The sequence below is a fragment of the Xanthomonas translucens pv. cerealis genome (assembly GCF_006838285.1).
Taxonomy (GTDB): domain Bacteria; phylum Pseudomonadota; class Gammaproteobacteria; order Xanthomonadales; family Xanthomonadaceae; genus Xanthomonas_A; species Xanthomonas_A cerealis.
Window position 1 is genome coordinate 2,152,912 of record NZ_CP038228.1, and the last position, 16,666, is coordinate 2,169,577.

Here is a 16,666-nt window from a genome sequence, read left to right on the forward strand (position 1 = left end):
GGGCTAATCAGGACCTTTTTTTATTCTAAATAAATCTTTTATAGATATATATTCCTCCGTATCCTCATCGAGCACCTCGATATCAAAGCCTTGCACTGCTCTTTTGAAAATATCGTACAAATTAAAACTCCAGCCAACAAGAACAACCCGAACGCCATCGCTGCCTTTTTTTATTGACACATCGTAGCTCCATGTGCTTGGCAGCGACCTATCCTTCAGGAACATTTTTCCATCAACCAATTTCTTTTCAACATCACGATTCTCTGATGCTGCGTCACCTATTGATTTAAACAATGATTCTACATCATTATATTGGCAGCGAATTAAATACTCATAGCTCATTTATGATCCATCTCCATGTGGCCGACCTCTTACCGCGGGCAAATCCGAAGGGTTTTTTATACCAATATGGGTTTCATCACCTACTGGGCGAACCTTCCCTCGATCATTTAGCTGTTGTTTCGACGCGTTTTGTTTGTGAACGTGTGCATTATTTCCAGATTTATATCCGGATGGATCTTTATTTCCGTGTTGATGCACTCTCACTTCAGATCCATCAGAATGACGCCAAGTTCTATTTGAGTTATTGTTTGGATTTACTCTAGTAAAACCAAATTTTTGCAAAATTTTCTCAATTTGAGAAACTCTTTTCCCCCGCAATCGAGGAAGATTAGTTGCAGCACAAGTCAAGCCCCAAGGATCAATCCAAGAAATCGGGTTTGGCGCATATTGATAAAGGTTCGTTCCGCCCTCAAGCCCAATCGGATCTTGATTAATGAATCGACCAATATCCGGATCGTAATACCGAAAGGTGTTGTAATGCAGTCCAGTTTCTTCGTCAAAGTATTGCCCCTGAAACCGCAAAGGACTTTCGACTTCTGATACATACAGCTCGGCAAGTGTTCCCCAAGCCATATAGATCGCCGACCACACCAACTGCCCGGATGCAGTCGTCAACTGATTGGGGCAGCCATTTGGATCGGAGTGATAGTGATAGCTCACAGACCGCCAAATCGCGCTCTCAACTGAATCGGAGAGGACAAATTGCTCGGCTTCTCTTGCTTTGCTCACTATGACGGACTCGCCAGCAGCAGCACTACCCACCATCGGCGTGTTGCCGACTACGCCAAGACCACCTGCCTTCAGCGTTTTGCCTGAACTGGATTGCTCGCCATTCAGCCGCATGCCCAATGCAATTACGTTCGACTTTTCTTCGTCTGCCAATGCATCAGATTGTGTAAAGCTAGTCGCTGGCTCGGCCGATGTTCCCAAAATCACAGGTGCTTTAATTCCCGCACCCTGCCCCAGCGCCAGGTCTCCGCCCAGCGTGCCCAGCCCACCACCTCCAGGCGGCTTGCCGGACTTGATGGCTGTCGGCGCCGCCACCATCGTCGCAGGCTTTGCAGCGCCGTCGGCCGATGTCAGTTTGGTTGCGGACGACGCCAGCACGCCCAGCGGTGCGGATGGCATTCGCTGCGGCGGGGACATATCTGCTGGCGCGGATGGCTTTGGAGGCTGGGTGGAGTCCGAGCCGCGACTGTCCGTCAACGCATGCTTAGCCACAGGCGCCGCATCGGATCGCAATATCTGCGAGATCGAAGTTGTCGCGGGCTGCGGGGACTCACGCAGCGCCGCGCCCAGTTCCTTCTCGATCAAAGCCAGCGGCATGAAGGTGTCGGGATAATAAACGTACTCGCGCGTGCGCTCGTGCAGCCTGGCAAGTTTCTCCTTACGGCGTTTGGCCTCGATCAGGTTGGCGACGTTGTCCACCCACACCGGCGCTGCGTCCGGCTCATCGTGGGCCTGCTTCACTTCGCCCAGCAGCGCGCCGCCGTCCCAGTAGAACCATGTGGTGTGGGTGGGGTTGCGCTTGAACACGCGCCGGCCCAGCGGGTCGTAGCCGTAGTGGGTGGTTTGGCCCGCCTTGCGGCTTTCGGCCAGGCGGTGGTTGGCGTCCCAGATCAGTTCCAGGTCGTCCGGTTCCGGGCCGGTCGGGCTACCCTTGCGGATCAGGTCGCCGGCGCGGTCGAACACGTAGTGCACGCCGTCGTAGCTGCCTTCCCGGGTCCACTGCACCTGTTGGTCGTCGTCGCCGCCGGCCACCTTGCGCAGCTGCACCTGCTGCACGCGCGTGGCCAGGCGGTCGCCGGCCGGGTCGTTGAAGAAGCGTTCGATCCTGCCTTTGGGATCGGTGTGCTGCAGCAGCCGGCCCAGCACGTCGTAGCGGTATTCGTCCACGCCCTGCGCGCTGTCGCGGCGGTGGGTCAGGTTGCCGGCGCGGTCGTAGTCGTACGTGGTTTCGAACAGCGGCACGGCGTCTTTGAGGACCGACTGCGCGGTCAGTAGGCTGCGCCCGTCGTACTGGAACTGGCGCTGCACCTGCGCGCTGAGCTGCTCGCGCGTGGCGCGGCCCAGCGCGTCGCGCTCGATGGCGATCGGCGCGTCGTCGTTGATCGCCACCTCGACCACCTGGTCGCGCAGGTCGTAGCCGAACGCGATCCGGTTGCCCGCCGAGGTCTCGCGCAGCACGCGGTTGCCCACGGCGTCGTAGCCGTAGCCGACGCGGAACCCGTCCTGCACTTCTTCCAGCACCTGCCCCAGCGCGTCGAACCTGCGCGTGGCGGTGCGATGCCGGTTGCGCAGTTCCACCAGCTGCCCGCGCGCGTCGTAGGCGAACTGCTCCTGCACCTGCTGGCCCGGCGTGCGTATGTCCGGCAAGGTCTTCTTGACGATGCGCCCGAGCGCGTCGGTGGCGAAGCCGATGCGCTGGCCCAGCGGGTCGATCGTCGCGGTCAGCCGCCCGCAGGCGTCGTACTGGTAGTGCCGCGACTGGCCCCAGTAGTCGGTTTCCTCGACGATGCGGCCCAGCGGGTCGCGGCGCAGCCGGTACGCCTCGCCGCGCTGGTTGATCACCGCCACCAGCTGTTCTTCGCTGTCGTAGCGGTATTCCACCGTGTGCCCGTCCGGCTGCACGCGCTTGCCGATCTGGCCGATGCCTACGTAGTGCAGCCGGGTCTGCGCCCCGGCTTCGTCCACGTAGCGCACCAGCTGGTCCTCGGCGTCGTAATCGCACTGCACCTGCCCGCCGTCGGCCGAGCGCACGCGCAGCAGCCGGCCCTTGGCGTCGTAGTCGTAGTGCGTGGCCTGGCCCAACGGATCGACCTGCCGGTGCAGCCGCCCCAGCGCGTCGTGCGCGTAGCGGCTCTCGTGGCCCAGCGCGTCGCGCAACGACGCCAGCAGGCCGTAGCGGTCGTAGCCCAGCTCGGTCTGCGCGCCGCGCGGGTTGCGCTGCGCCACCAGCAGCCCCTGCGCGTCGTAGTCATAGTGCGTGGTGGCGCCCAGCGGATCGGTCTGCGACTGCAGCAGCCCGCGCGCGTCGTGCACCTGGTGCCAGGCGTGGCCGCCCGGGTCGGTGACCGACAGCAGCCGGTCGTCCTCGTCGTAGACCTGGTGCAGCGTGCTGCCGTCGGCGCGGCGCAGGCGCAACAGGTTGCCGCGCGCGTCGTAGCCGAACGCGGTGCGCAGGCCCTCGGCGTCGGTGACCGCCACGGTGCGGCCAACCGCGTCGTACTCGAACACGGTGACCCCGTCCAACGCATCGATCTCGCACAGCGGCAGGCGGTGCTCGTCGAACTTCACCAGCGACACGTGGCCCAGCGAGTCGGTCACCTGGGTCTCGCGCAGCAGGGCGTCGTAGGCGAAACGGTAGTCGTACAGGCCGCCGTCGCCCCAGGCGTGCACCACCCGCCACTGCGCGTCGTAGGCGTAGTGGAACGACAGGCCGATGCGATCGGTATGCCGGACCATGCGGTGCTGGCGGTACGCGAACGTGCGCGGCACCCCCAGCGCGTCCTCGGCGGCGACCAGGTCGCCTTCCACATAGCGATAGGCCACCAGCGGATGGGTCAGGCCGGTGGCCGGATCGTGCAGTTGCAGGCGGTCGATGCGGCCGTGCCGCGACTGCACCTCGATGAAGCGGCCCTGCAAGCCGTCCACGCCCCGTTCGACGATGCGCACCAGGTGGCCGTCGCCGCGCTCGAAGCGCCAATGGTTGCCGCAGGCGTCCTCGACCTGCGCGATCGGCAAGGTTTGCGCGCGCGGCAGCACGCCGACACCGGCCGCCGGCGCATAGGCGAAGCGGTAGCGCAGGTCGGACTTGGTCCGCACCAGCAGGTCGGTGCCCTCGCGCAGCAGCCGCGCGCCGTCGACGAACTCGACGACCGGGACGCCGTCGGCGTCCGGCAGCTGCGGGAACACGGCCACGCTGTGGCCGTCGTGGAACAGCACCACGCCGTCGGCGTCGATCTCCAGGCGGATGTCGGCCGGCGTCTGCCAGCCGTGGCCGCAGGCGCCGGCCTCCTCGCCGCGCGCCGAGCCGTAGCCGCGCGACCAGGCCAGCGGCAGCCGCCCGGGGATCGCGAAGTCCTCGTGCTGCACCGACACGCTGCCGTCGCGGATGTCCACCGGCTCGGCGCGCAGCACCTTGCACTTGAGGAAGCCCGAATCCATGTGCTTGAACACATGCTGCCGCAGGCCCTTGAACGCCTTCGCCGCCCGCACGCCCAGCGTGGAGCGGCGCAGCGCGCCCAGCGCGGCGAAGCCGGCATGCAACCCCAGCGTCATCCACGACACGGTCAGTGGCCCGCCGACTTGCACGTTGCTCGGGATGGCCACATTGATGCCGGTCGGCAGCCACAGCGAACGCAGCGGCTTCTTCAGTTTCTTGATCCGGAACGGCGGGATCAGCCCGGCCAGGTTGCAGTCCAGCACCGGTACCGCCAGCCGCGAGAACGGGTCGCCGTCGGCCGACACCGTCTTGCTGCCCATGAAGATCTCTTCGCCGTCGTACTGCGGCCCCATCGGCAGGCTCAGCTGCGGCGCCCACGCGCCCAGCGGAATATGGATGTCCAGCCCGCCGGTGCCGGCGGTGGCGCGTTTGACCCCGTTGACGGTGACCGTGGCGCCGAGGAACGGTAGGTAGTCGAACGGGTCCAGCACGATGCCGATATGCGGCGTGGGCAGCGGAAACGGCGGCAGCTGATACATGTGGATGTCGATGCCCAGCTGCGGGTCGAAATGCTTGGCGGCGGTGCTCATCGCTACGCTCCTTCGTCGCTACAGTGCACGGGCCAGCGCGCGCAGGAACGCGCGCACATCGTCGCGATGCTCCACGCCCAGCCACGCCGCCGCGACCATGCCGATCACCGCGAACACAGCCAGCACGGCCAGTTTGCGCGCGCTCATGCGGTGGCCTCGGTCAGTCCGGAACGCCCCGGCGCCTGCGCGTCGCACGCGGCGGCGGAACCGGTCAGGGCGGACGGATCGGGCAACGGCTGCGTCGCCGGCGGCTCGGTCCAGGCGGGGATCTCGTTGTCCAGCGGATGGCGGATGTCCGGCAGCCCGTTCCAGGTCGGATGCAGGAAGTCGCGCCCCACCGCCACCACCTTGCGGAAGAACGCGTCGCCGCCCTGGATCAGGCGTTCGCGCTCCTGCGCGACGCGATGGAAGGCCTGTTCGAAACCGGCATGCAGCGCGGCCTCGATGCGATCCAGTTGCGCGCTGTCCGGGCGCGGCCCGAGCTGCGCGGCCTGCGCCTCGGCCTGCGCGTGCAGCGCGGCCACCGCTTGTAGATACGACGCGGCGCACTGCTCAAGCTTCTGCGCGCGCGGCCTGTCCTGTAGCAGCAGCAGATCCTGCAGCGTTTGCGGCAAGGTGGTGGTGCGGCGGTCCGCGGGCGGCAACGGCTTGGCCGCACGGATCGCCTCCAACCCATGCGCGCGCGCGGCCTCGCGTTGACCGTCCTGGGCCAGGCAGAACGCGGCGGGACGACGATTGCGCATGCTCGGAAGACGACTCATTACCCGGCTCTTGAAAAACTCAACAACGTCGCAGCGCGAGCGTGTTGGATTGTTCAATCATTCTAAATTTCCAAATATGCGCCCTTCAGAATCCACCGCACCCGGAATAAATGAAAAAACTCTCGGCAAAAAGCGAAAAATCCATTCAGGCAAGAAAAGATCATATTCAAATGCACCATCATCAACTGAGATTAGATTGATTCGATCTGCGGCGACAGTGATTTTCTTTAGCTCCAGCCGTTTCCAAGGGCTTGGGATAACCATGAATACGCTACCTTCCTTCTCTACGATTCTTACAGACTTTTCAACAACCCCATCTTTTGATAATCGCATCATATTAAGCGAAACAAATTTTCCTTTCCCAAAAGAGAACTCAAAGATATCACCAAAATCGACCCTCGCCACTCTGGGCATCGTTAGAAGCTCATTGATTACACTATAGATCACTTTATCTATGAGGTATGAGCTTTTTACGTCAAACTGCTCAGACTCACCCTTCCAAAAAGAAGAAAACTCTAGACCACTGAAATTAGCGTTAAACTTTAAATCGGATACAGGGCAAAGAATTCTGTCACCGAGCGGATTCTGATCCAATTCGAGTTCGGAGCGCTCCAAGTCAAGGTATAGGGAAGGCTCTGCTGAAACCCGCATCTTAGGACTTCTCCAATCATAAGAAAGAACCGAGAATTTTGGGTTCTTTATTTTCTGCACTGCACACCCTCCAGAACTTTCCATGCTTTGTCGGACTTCTGCTTATTAGTCCCCGCACCATCATAAACACCTCTGATCTCACGGCCAACTCGAGCAAAATCAGAAGAATTAATCTCGATATTTCCAACGAATCTATTTCCAACAGTCTTTGGAATTACCACGCTAGAAGCATTGCCTTGCTGCAACAGGTCGAATATGTTAGTTCGGCATCCCGTACAAACTCCGACGGGTAGCTCGCCGCTTTTGAAGTGACCCACCACGTCACTGATTACCACCTTTTTACCGTCAAAACCACCTCCCTCATCCAAGAACCAGTTTAATGCATTTATCTCCGCATGCCCAGCGCTACTACTGCTAGCACGCCGTGAAATATCGCCAACGGTTACTGTCGCGGACGCGCCGTTCATTGGCTCGCCCCATAACCCGAGCGGGTCAATCCATGCAAACGGATTTTGCACGTACGAATGACAGTTCATACCTCCAACTAGCCCGACTGGATCGCGGGACACGTATTGGCCCGCAGCGCTTTCGTAATATCGATATCGATTATAGTGCAACCCTGTTTCAAAATCATAGTACTGCCCCTGAAACCGCAGGCAATTTTCAGCAATGGATATCAAATATTCACTCACCTCTCCCCAAGCGTTATATACCACCGACCAAACCAAGTCCCCGGAGGCCGCAGACAGCCGCGCAGGACATCCGTTTGGGTCTACGTGATAGTGATATACAATTGGACGCAATTCTTTTGGCAAGGCCGGCAATGAACGCTCCGCAAAGGGGTGGGCGTCGGGCAAACTATATTTTTTGCTGGGAGCGGCTATTTCTCTAGTTTCATTTTGCGACCCCATCCCCGATATTAATTCCGCGGGATGTGGTCGAGTAGCCGTATCCCCAAGTTCTTTTTCCTGACTTGATAAAGAAAATACTGTTACCGACGATTCACTTTTTATTAATTCCACTTCGCCGAGCCAGCCCAAGCCGCCTGATTCAGGCTCATGCGATTTGCTATCATTGGCCTTCAAGTTTGATAGTACGGAGCCCCGCAGTAATGCGGTGCCACCGAGTACGCCTAGCGCTTTTGCCGGCGCGGCAGGCATGAGCGAATTTTCCCCCGGTTTGACTGCCTCATTCTTTATCATTTTGTTCACTTGATTTTCCGTATCCGCCAGCTCTGCCCCCGCCGGCTTGAGTTCCTTCTCGATCAACGCCAGCGGCACAAAACTGCCCGGGTAATACACGTATTCCCGCGTGCGATCGTGCAGCTTCGCGAGCTTCTCCTTACGGCGCTTGGCCTCGATCAGGTTCGCGACATTGCCCATCCACACCGGCGCCGCGTCCGGTTCGTCGTGGGCCTGCTTCACTTCGCCCAGCAGCGCGTCGCCGTCCCAGTAGAACCAGGTGGTGTGGGTCGGGTTGCGCTTGAACACGCGCCGGCCCAGCGGGTCGTAGCCGTAGTGGGTGGTTTGGCCCGCCTTGCGGCTTTCGGCCAGGCGGTGGTTGGCGTCCCAGAGCAGGTCCAGGTCGTCCGGTTCCGGGCCGTTGGGGCTGCCCTTGCGGATCAGGTCGCCGGCACGGTCGAACACGTAGTGCACGCCGGCGTAGCTGCCCTCACGGGTCCACTGCACCTGCTGGTCGTCGTCGCCGCCGGCCACCTTGCGCAGCTGCACTTGCTGCACGCGCGTGGCCAGGCGGTCGCCGGCCGGGTCGTTGAAGAAGCGCTCGATGCGGCCCTTCGGGTCGGTGTGCTGCAGCAGCCGGCCCAGCACGTCGTAGCGGTATTCGTCCACGCCCTGCGCGCTGTCGCGGCGGTGGGTCAGGTTGCCGGCGCGGTCGTAGTCGTACGTGGTTTCGAACAGCGGCACGGCGTCTTTGAGGACCGACTGCGCGGTCAGTAGGCTGCGCCCGTCGTACTGGAACTGGCGCTGCACCTGCGCGCTGAGCTGCTCGCGCGTGGCGCGGCCCAGCGCGTCGCGCTCGATGGCGATCGGCGCGTCGTCGTTGATCGCCACCTCGACCACCTGGTCGCGCAGGTCGTAGCCGAACGCGATCCGGTTGCCCGCCGAGGTCTCGCGCAGCACGCGGTTGCCCACGGCGTCGTAGCCGTAGCCGACGCGGAACCCGTCCTGCACTTCTTCCAGCACCTGCCCCAGCGCGTCGAACCTGCGCGTGGCGGTGCGATGCCGGTTGCGCAGTTCCACCAGCTGCCCGCGCGCGTCGTAGGCGAACTGCTCCTGCACCTGCTGGCCCGGCGTGCGTATGTCCGGCAAGGTCTTCTTGACGATGCGCCCGAGCGCGTCGGTGGCGAAGCCGATGCGCTGGCCCAGCGGGTCGATCGTCGCGGTCAGCCGCCCGCAGGCGTCGTACTGGTAGTGCCGCGACTGGCCCCAGTAGTCGGTTTCCTCGACGATGCGGCCCAGCGGGTCGCGGCGCAGCCGGTACGCCTCGCCGCGCTGGTTGATCACCGCCACCAGCTGTTCTTCGCTGTCGTAGCGGTATTCCACCGTGTGCCCGTCCGGCTGCACGCGCTTGCCGATCTGGCCGATGCCTACGTAGTGCAGCCGGGTCTGCGCCCCGGCTTCGTCCACGTAGCGCACCAGCTGGTCCTCGGCGTCGTAATCGCACTGCACCTGCCCGCCGTCGGCCGAGCGCACGCGCAGCAGCCGGCCCTTGGCGTCGTAGTCGTAGTGCGTGGCCTGGCCCAACGGATCGACCTGCCGGTGCAGCCGCCCCAGCGCGTCGTGCGCGTAGCGGCTCTCGTGGCCCAGCGCGTCGCGCAACGACGCCAGCAGGCCGTAGCGGTCGTAGCCCAGCTCGGTCTGCGCGCCGCGCGGGTTGCGCTGCGCCACCAGCAGCCCCTGCGCGTCGTAGTCATAGTGCGTGGTGGCGCCCAGCGGATCGGTCTGCGACTGCAGCAGCCCGCGCGCGTCGTGCACCTGGTGCCAGGCGTGGCCGCCCGGGTCGGTGACCGACAGCAGCCGGTCGTCCTCGTCGTAGACCTGGTGCAGCGTGCTGCCGTCGGCGCGGCGCAGGCGCAACAGGTTGCCGCGCGCGTCGTAGCCGAACGCGGTGCGCAGGCCCTCGGCGTCGGTGACCGCCACGGTGCGGCCAACCGCGTCGTACTCGAACACGGTGACCCCGTCCAACGCATCGATCTCGCACAGCGGCAGGCGGTGCTCGTCGAACTTCACCAGCGACACGTGGCCCAGCGAGTCGGTCACCTGGGTCTCGCGCAGCAGGGCGTCGTAGGCGAAACGGTAGTCGTACAGGCCGCCGTCGCCCCAGGCGTGCACCACCCGCCACTGCGCGTCGTAGGCGTAGTGGAACGACAGGCCGATGCGATCGGTATGCCGGACCATGCGGTGCTGGCGGTACGCGAACGTGCGCGGCACGCCCAGCGCGTCCTCGGCGGCGACCAGGTCGCCTTCCACATAGCGATAGGCCACCAGCGGATGGGTCAGGCCGGTGGCCGGATCGTGCAGTTGCAGGCGGTCGATGCGGCCGTGCCGCGACTGCACCTCGATGAAGCGGCCCTGCAGCCCGCCCACGCCGCGTTCGACGATGCGCACCAGGTGGCCGTCGCCGCGCTCGAAGCGCCAATGGTTGCCGCAGGCGTCCTCGACCTGCGCGATCGGCAAGGTTTGCGCGCGCGGCAGCACGCCAACGCCGGCCGCCGGCGCATAGGCGAAGCGGTAGCGCAGGTCGGACTTGGTCCGCACCAGCAGGTCGGTGCCTTCGCGCAGCAGCCGCGCGCCGTCGACGAACTCGACGACCGGGACGCCGTCGGCGTCCGGCAGCTGCGGGAACACGGCCACGCTGTGGCCGTCATGGAACAGCACCACGCCGTCGGCGTCGATCTCCAGGCGGATGTCGGCCGGCGTCTGCCAGCCGTGGCCGCAGGCGCCGGCCTCCTCGCCGCGCGCCGAGCCGTAGCCGCGCGACCAGGCCAGCGGCAGCCGCCCGGGGATCGCGAAGTCCTCGTGTTGCACCGACACGCTGCCGTCGCGGATGTCCACCGGCTCGGCGCGCAGCACCTTGCACTTGAGGAAGCCCGAATCCATGTGCTTGAACACATGCTGCCGCAGGCCCTTGAACGCCTTCGCCGCCCGCACGCCCAGCGTGGAGCGGCGCAGCGCGCCCAGCGCGGCGAAGCCGGCATGCAACCCCAGCGTCATCCACGACACGGTCAGTGGCCCGCCGACTTGCACGTTGCTCGGGATGGCCACATTGATGCCGGTCGGCAGCCACAGCGAACGCAGCGGCTTCTTCAGTTTCTTGATCCGGAACGGCGGGATCAGCCCGGCCAGGTTGCAGTCCAGCACCGGTACCGCCAGCCGCGAGAACGGGTCGCCGTCGGCCGACACCGTCTTGCTGCCCATGAAGATCTCTTCGCCGTCGTACTGCGGCCCCATCGGCAGGCTCAGCTGCGGCGCCCACGCGCCCAGCGGAATATGGATGTCCAGCCCGCCGGTGCCGGCGGTGGCGCGTTTGACCCCGTTGACGGTGACCGTGGCGCCGAGGAACGGTAGGTAGTCGAACGGGTCCAGCACGATGCCGATATGCGGCGTGGGCAGCGGAAACGGCGGCAGCTGATACATGTGGATGTCGATGCCCAGCTGCGGGTCGAAATGCTTGGCGGCGGTGCTCATCGCTACGCTCCTTCGTCGCTACAGTGCACGGGCCAGCGCGCGCAGGAACGCGCGCACATCGTCGCGATGCTCCACGCCCAGCCACGCCGCCGCGACCATGCCGATCACCGCGAACACAGCCAGCACGGCCAGTTTGCGCGCGCTCATGCGGTGGCCTCGGTCAGTCCGGAACGCCCCGGCGCCTGCGCGTCGCACGCGGCGGCGGAACCGGTCAGGGCGGACGGATCGGGCAACGGCTGCGTCGCCGGCGGCTCGGTCCAGGCGGGGATCTCGTTGTCCAGCGGATGGCGGATGTCCGGCAGCCCGTTCCAGGTCGGATGCAGGAAGTCGCGCCCCACCGCCACCACCTTGCGGAAGAACGCGTCGCCGCCCTGGATCAGGCGTTCGCGCTCCTGCGCGACGCGATGGAAAACCTGTTCGAAACCGGCATGCAGCGCGGCCTCGATGCGATCCAGTTGCGCGCTGTCCGGGCGCGGCCCGAGCTGCGCGGCCTGCGCCTCGGCCTGCGCGTGCAGCGCGGCCACCGCTTGTAGATACGACGCGGCGCACTGCTCAAGCTTCTGCGCGCGCGGCCTGTCCTGTAGCAGCAGCAGATCCTGCAGCGTTTGCGGCAAGGTGGTGGTGCGGCGGTCCGCGGGCGGCAACGGCTTGGCCGCACGGATCGCCTCCAACCCATGCGCGCGCGCGGCCTCGCGTTGACCGTCCTGGGCCAGGCAGAACGCGGCCATGCGATAGCCTTCGATCACGAACATCGGGTTGGGGATCTCGGCGGCGGCCTTGGCCGCGGCGACGTAGGTTTCGGCGGCACGGCCGGGCTGGCCGGCGACGAACCAGGTGCCGGCCTCGCCGTACCAGCTCTGCATCACCAGGTCGCGCGCGGCAGGGTGCTGCACGGCCAGGGCCTGCAGGCCGCACTCGCGCGCCTGCCGATAGCTGGCGATGGCCTGCGGATACTGCTTTTCCTTCAGCCAGCCGCCGGCCAGCATCATGTTCAGCACCACCTGCTGGTCGGGCCAACCGTGCCGCTGGGCCAGCGCCAATGGCCGCTCGACACGCTGCGCCAGCTGCGTCGCGCTGCCGCGCGCGAGCACCGTCATCAGGTCGCTGAGCATCTGCCGGTAGGCCACCGCAGGCCCCGCGCCGCCCGACTGCGCCGCGGTTTCGCGCGCGATGTCGAACATGTCCAGCGGCGGCTCGATGCGCCGCGCGATCGCCGCGTGCCGCTCCAGCAGCGGCTGCCAGCGCGGATCCTCGTGGGTGTCCACCAGCACCAGGCGGAGCGCTGGCGACGGCGGCGCCGCCAGCGCCGCGTCCATCCAGCGCGCGAATGCATCGGCGGAGGTGGTCCGCTCCGGTTCCAGCACCACCGCCAGATAGCGCAGATGCACCTGGTGGTAGGCGGCGAAGGAATCCAGAACCTCAGCCACGCCCAGCGCGCTGTCCGGGTGCGAGGGTCCCGGGCCAGGCCAGCCCAGTTCCACGCCCTGCTCGCGCAGCGCGCTCTGGCTGCCGAGGTAGCTGGCGTGCAGCGCCTGCTTCAGCGCGCGGCTGTAGCCGAAGCCGGTGTCGAACGGCGTATCCAGGCGCAGGAAGTAATCCGGCGCGTTCCAGTCGCCGGGATGTTTCTGCGCCTCGAAGAAGGCGGCCAGCAGGCGCGCGGCGTTGGCCGGCACACGCCACACCAACAGGCGCAGCGCCGGGTCCTCGCTGGCCTGCATCCACGCATCGCCAAGCAGCTCGATACGTCGTTCGACCGGATTCTTGCTCACGCTTCGGGTGCCCTCCCAGGCTTCAGCAGTTCAGCTTGATTTCCGAGCCGTTGACCGACACCCCGGAGCCGTCGATGACGATCACCGAACCGCCGGCGGAAATGGTGATCTTCTCGCCGAGGATCTCGATCGCCGCGCCGCCCACCGTCGCGGTGAGGTTGCTGCCCGAGGCCAGGGTCATGTTGCCGTTGGCCATCAACGTGTGGGTGCCGGTGATGCCCTGCTCCATGTCGCCTTGGACGCTGACCGTGCGCGCGCCGACGTTGGTGTCCTCCACTGCGCCCTGCACACTGCGTTTGTCCAGGCCGGTGATGCTGACCTCGCGCCCGGCGCTCAGCTGCTCGGTGACCTTGCCGATCACCTGGCGCAGCGAGGTCTGGGTGACGGTCTCCTTCCACGCGCCGGTGCGCTGGCTGGTGTAGTTGCCGGTCAGGGTGGTGACGAAATTGCCGGTGATGGTCTCAGTGTAGCCGGCCGCGGCGATGGTCTTGGTCTCGCCGGCCTGGTAGGTTTCGGTGACCGCGCCGGTGACGCTGGTGCTGCGCGTGCCGGTGACGCCCAGCGTGTCGTTGCCGGTCACGGTGATGCCGCGGTTGGCGCCGACGCTGATGCTCTGGTTGGACCCCACGTCCATGCGGTGGTCGACCGCCACGCTGGTGCTCTTGTTGTTCTTCACCGTCGCGTTCTGGTCGTTGAGCACGGTGGTGACCATGTCGCGCTGCGCGCGCATGTTCAACAGCTCGCCGCCGGCGGTGTCGTGCATGGTCATTTCGTTGTAGCCGCCGCCTTTGACCGTCTTGGACTTCAGGCCGCTGACCTCCATGCCGAACGGCGGCATGTTGTCTTCGTTGAACACGCGGCCGGTGATGATCGGCCGGTCCGGATCGCCATCGAGGAAATCCACCACCACCTCCTGGCCCACACGCGGCGGCGACACGCCGCCCATATCGGCGCCGGCCCACGGACTGGCGCTACGGATCCAGCACGAGCTGTTCTCGCGAAACTGGCCCTTGCGGTCCCAGTGGAACTGCACCTTCACTCGCCCGTAGCGGTCGGCGTACAACTCCTCGCCCGGCGGCCCGACCACGGTGGCGGTCTGCGGGCCGGGCATGCGCTGCTGCGGCGTGTCGCGCAGCGGCCGGTACGGGATCTTGCGCCGCAGCGCGGTGGCGCTGCAACGATAGGTCGGCGCTTCGGCCTGGCTGTAGTCGCTGGAGAAGTTGTTGCGGCCTTCGCGATGCAGCTGCACGACGAAGAACTGTCGGTCGTCCTCGCTGCGGCCGATGAAATCCGGATGCCGTTCAAGGGTGAAACACCCCCCGGCCTGCAGCTCGGTACTGTTGCCGGCGCCTTCGAACAATTTGGTGGGCCACGCCGCTTCCTCGCTACGGATCGCCGCCAATGCCTCGCCGACGCGGCTGTCGGCGAAACGCGCCGCGCCGTCGTAGTGGTAGCGCTCCAGTTCGGGGAGCGCGCCGACCGGGATCGACCGCGCCGTGCTGGCCGACAGCGCAGTACGCGGCTGCTTGAAATCGAAGCTACTCACCGCATGCGCGGTGGGGCCGACCCGGCGCCGCGCCGACCAACTGTGCAAGCCGGGCGTCCGCAGCACGCCCTGGTCGGACACGAACGCCACAGGCGCCGGCTCGCCCAGTGCCGTGGAGGCGGTGGAATCGTCGGCCAGCACCATCGTGTGCGCGCCCTCGGCGTGCACGAACGTGTAGTAGATGCCGGCGTCCTCCAGCAGGCGCGAGACGAAGGTGAAATCCGATTCGTTGTACTGCACGCAGTACGGCAGCTTGGGGAAGTTGCCGGCATTCAACTCGTACTTGTAATCGGCCAGTTGGGGGTATTCGCCGAACACCTGCTCGACGATCTCCAGCACGCTCAGATCCTGGAAGATGCGGCAATTGCTGGTGTACTGCAAAAACGCGAACCACGGGGCGACCTCGGCGCGATACGCGGCCAATTCGCTTTCGGCGCCGATCAGCGCGAACTCCTTGACGTAACCGTGCACGACACGGTCGTCGAACTCGTCGCCCAGGCTGAGCTGGATCGGCTGGCCGACCAGTTGCTTCAATTCCAGGCGCCGCTGCGCGGACAGCAGGTCGACGGCGAACGCATAGGGCGCCGATACCGTTTCCGTGCCTTCGAAGCATTTGACGATGAAGGTGTCAGGATCCAGCGCTGTGGTAACCCGGATCAGGCGCCGATCCTGGTTCAGACGTAGCGCGGCAACTCCACTGGATATCATTTCGGCGTGCACGCATCTCTCCTGATCCGTTCTCCATCGCGAACTTAGCCAATACGGCGCCGCTCGCCAATCTCCATAACTCTCGCTTCACTGACTTGCAGCCGCGTCGATCGCCGCAACAGGCAGGCAGCGCGCCCCTCGCTGCGAAATGCGAGCGACCACGGGCCGCGCGACGAACACCCGGACTTTGCCTGATCGCGCATGCAGGCGCCAGCATTTTTGCCGGAAGAACGCGATGCCGGGCCGCAAAAATGAAAGTATTAAGAGTTGTGCAAGCTGTTTAACGACACGTCTACGCATCTGTGCAGCGGATGCGCTAAAGAAAGTGATTGGCCCCGGTGACGCAGAAGATCAGCGGGATGCCCTGGCGGTGCGTGATGGTGACATTCCCTATAGCCACCAATCCGGTCATCCGCATGTTCCTACTGCGTCATCTGTGTACGGCGGCTTCCATGGTTTTGTTAGCCACTACTTATGGCTCGATGCTGCTGGTCATCCTGACCTAACCCCAGCAACGATCGGGAACCGGCACCGTCCATCTTCTTTGGCCTCAATCTGGGCCTCAAAAACGCTGGCTTTCGGTAGATGTCCGTGGCGTTTGCTGGAATGAAAAAAGGAGCCGAAGCTCCTGTTTTCAACGAATCACAAACGCAAGTGGAAGTCTGTAGATCAAAATATGGAGCGGGAAACGAGACTCGAACTCGCGACCTCAACCTTGGCAAGGTTGCGCTCTACCAACTGAGCTATTCCCGCTTGAGGCCGCGAATTCTACCGGGAACCGGCAGGCTGTCAACCATTGCCTTCGATTTTCTTCGCATTCTTGTCCGCCACCGCGGCGCGCTCGTCGGCGCGCAGGCTCGGCCAGGCCGCATGCAGGTACTGGATGCCGGACAGCAGGGTCAGGATCGAGGCGATCGCCAGCGTCCAGTCGCCGATGTGGAAGATGAACAGGCCCATCCACACGCTCTCCGGCGGCGAACCGTCGGGCATCACCGAGTACAGCAGGCACAGCAGCGCGACCATCTGTGCGGTGGTCTTGACCTTGCCGATCATCGCCACCCGCACCTTGGCGCGCTGGCCGATCTCGGCCATCCACTCGCGCAGCGCCGACACCGCGATCTCGCGGCCGACGATCACCGCCGCCCAGAACGCCATCCACGGCGTCGGGTGGCCCTGCACGATCAGGAACAGCGCCACCGCGACCATCAGCTTGTCGGCCACCGGGTCCAGGAACGCGCCGAACGCCGAATATTGGTGGTAGCGCCGCGCCACCCAGCCGTCAAGCCAGTCGGTGAACGCGGCCAGGCCGAAGATCGTCGCCGAGGCGAAATTCGTCCACTTGTACGGGAGGTAGAACACCAGCACCAACACCGGAATCATCACGATGCGCAGCAGCGTCAGCCAGGTGGGGATGGTCAACTTCAT

At 64.4% G+C, this 16,666-nt stretch carries 10 protein-coding genes, 1 tRNA gene and 1 pseudogene; 1 reads left to right on the forward strand and 11 read right to left on the reverse strand.

Annotated elements, in window-relative coordinates:
* Positions 1–3 precede the first annotated feature (3 nt).
* The 9 genes and pseudogenes from E4A48_RS09515 to E4A48_RS09545 all read right to left on the reverse strand — a co-directional run bounded on the left by E4A48_RS09515 (position 4) and on the right by E4A48_RS09545 (position 15,253).
* The gene (locus E4A48_RS09515; RefSeq protein ID WP_142742324.1) at positions 4–342 is read right to left on the reverse strand and encodes a hypothetical protein; all 339 of its coding nucleotides are present in this window, start codon (positions 340–342) and stop codon (positions 4–6) included.
* Positions 343–5,097, reverse strand: coding sequence for an RHS repeat-associated core domain-containing protein (locus tag E4A48_RS09520; protein ID WP_260608112.1), 4,755 nt, complete (start codon positions 5,095–5,097; stop codon positions 343–345).
* Between the two features lie 18 nt (positions 5,098–5,115).
* Positions 5,116–5,244 carry a hypothetical protein gene (locus tag E4A48_RS21030; protein ID WP_260608113.1) on the reverse strand — a complete coding sequence of 43 codons (129 nt, stop codon included), beginning with the start codon at positions 5,242–5,244 and terminating at the stop codon, positions 5,116–5,118.
* Positions 5,241–5,828 (reverse strand): annotated as a pseudogene (locus E4A48_RS09525) (hypothetical protein); the annotation flags it as partial. The gene E4A48_RS21030 and the pseudogene E4A48_RS09525, both read right to left, overlap by 4 nt.
* Before the next feature lie 87 nt (positions 5,829–5,915).
* Positions 5,916–6,569 carry a hypothetical protein gene (locus E4A48_RS09530; RefSeq protein ID WP_142742325.1) on the reverse strand — a complete coding sequence of 218 codons (654 nt, stop codon included), beginning with the start codon at positions 6,567–6,569 and terminating at the stop codon, positions 5,916–5,918.
* Complete coding sequence (locus E4A48_RS09535; protein ID WP_260608114.1) at positions 6,557–11,218, reverse strand: RHS repeat-associated core domain-containing protein; 4,662 nt, start codon at positions 11,216–11,218, stop codon at positions 6,557–6,559. Before E4A48_RS09535 ends, E4A48_RS09530 begins: the two co-directional genes overlap by 13 nt.
* Before the next feature lie 18 nt (positions 11,219–11,236).
* The gene (locus E4A48_RS21035) at positions 11,237–11,365 is read right to left on the reverse strand and encodes a hypothetical protein (protein ID WP_260608113.1); all 129 of its coding nucleotides are present in this window, start codon (positions 11,363–11,365) and stop codon (positions 11,237–11,239) included.
* A complete protein-coding gene (locus tag E4A48_RS09540) occupies positions 11,362–12,987 on the reverse strand; it encodes a hypothetical protein (protein WP_142742326.1) in 1,626 nt (541 codons plus the stop codon). Before E4A48_RS09540 ends, E4A48_RS21035 begins: the two co-directional genes overlap by 4 nt.
* A 22-nt stretch (positions 12,988–13,009) precedes the next feature.
* A complete protein-coding gene (locus E4A48_RS09545; RefSeq protein WP_142742327.1) occupies positions 13,010–15,253 on the reverse strand; it encodes a type VI secretion system Vgr family protein in 2,244 nt (747 codons plus the stop codon).
* A 326-nt stretch (positions 15,254–15,579) separates the two neighbouring features.
* On the opposite strand from E4A48_RS09545, the gene E4A48_RS20555 reads away from it, so the two are divergent.
* The gene (locus tag E4A48_RS20555; protein WP_185910744.1) at positions 15,580–15,747 is read left to right on the forward strand and encodes a hypothetical protein; all 168 of its coding nucleotides are present in this window, start codon (positions 15,580–15,582) and stop codon (positions 15,745–15,747) included.
* A gap of 171 nt (positions 15,748–15,918) precedes the next feature.
* On the opposite strand, the gene E4A48_RS09555 is transcribed toward E4A48_RS20555, so the two are convergent.
* Together E4A48_RS09555 and pgsA are read right to left on the reverse strand one after the other, a co-directional pair.
* Positions 15,919–15,994 (reverse strand) — tRNA-Gly (locus tag E4A48_RS09555).
* A 36-nt stretch (positions 15,995–16,030) separates the two neighbouring features.
* Entirely contained in the window at positions 16,031–16,666 is a 636-nt protein-coding gene (gene pgsA, locus E4A48_RS09560; RefSeq protein WP_039006545.1) for a CDP-diacylglycerol--glycerol-3-phosphate 3-phosphatidyltransferase, read from the reverse strand.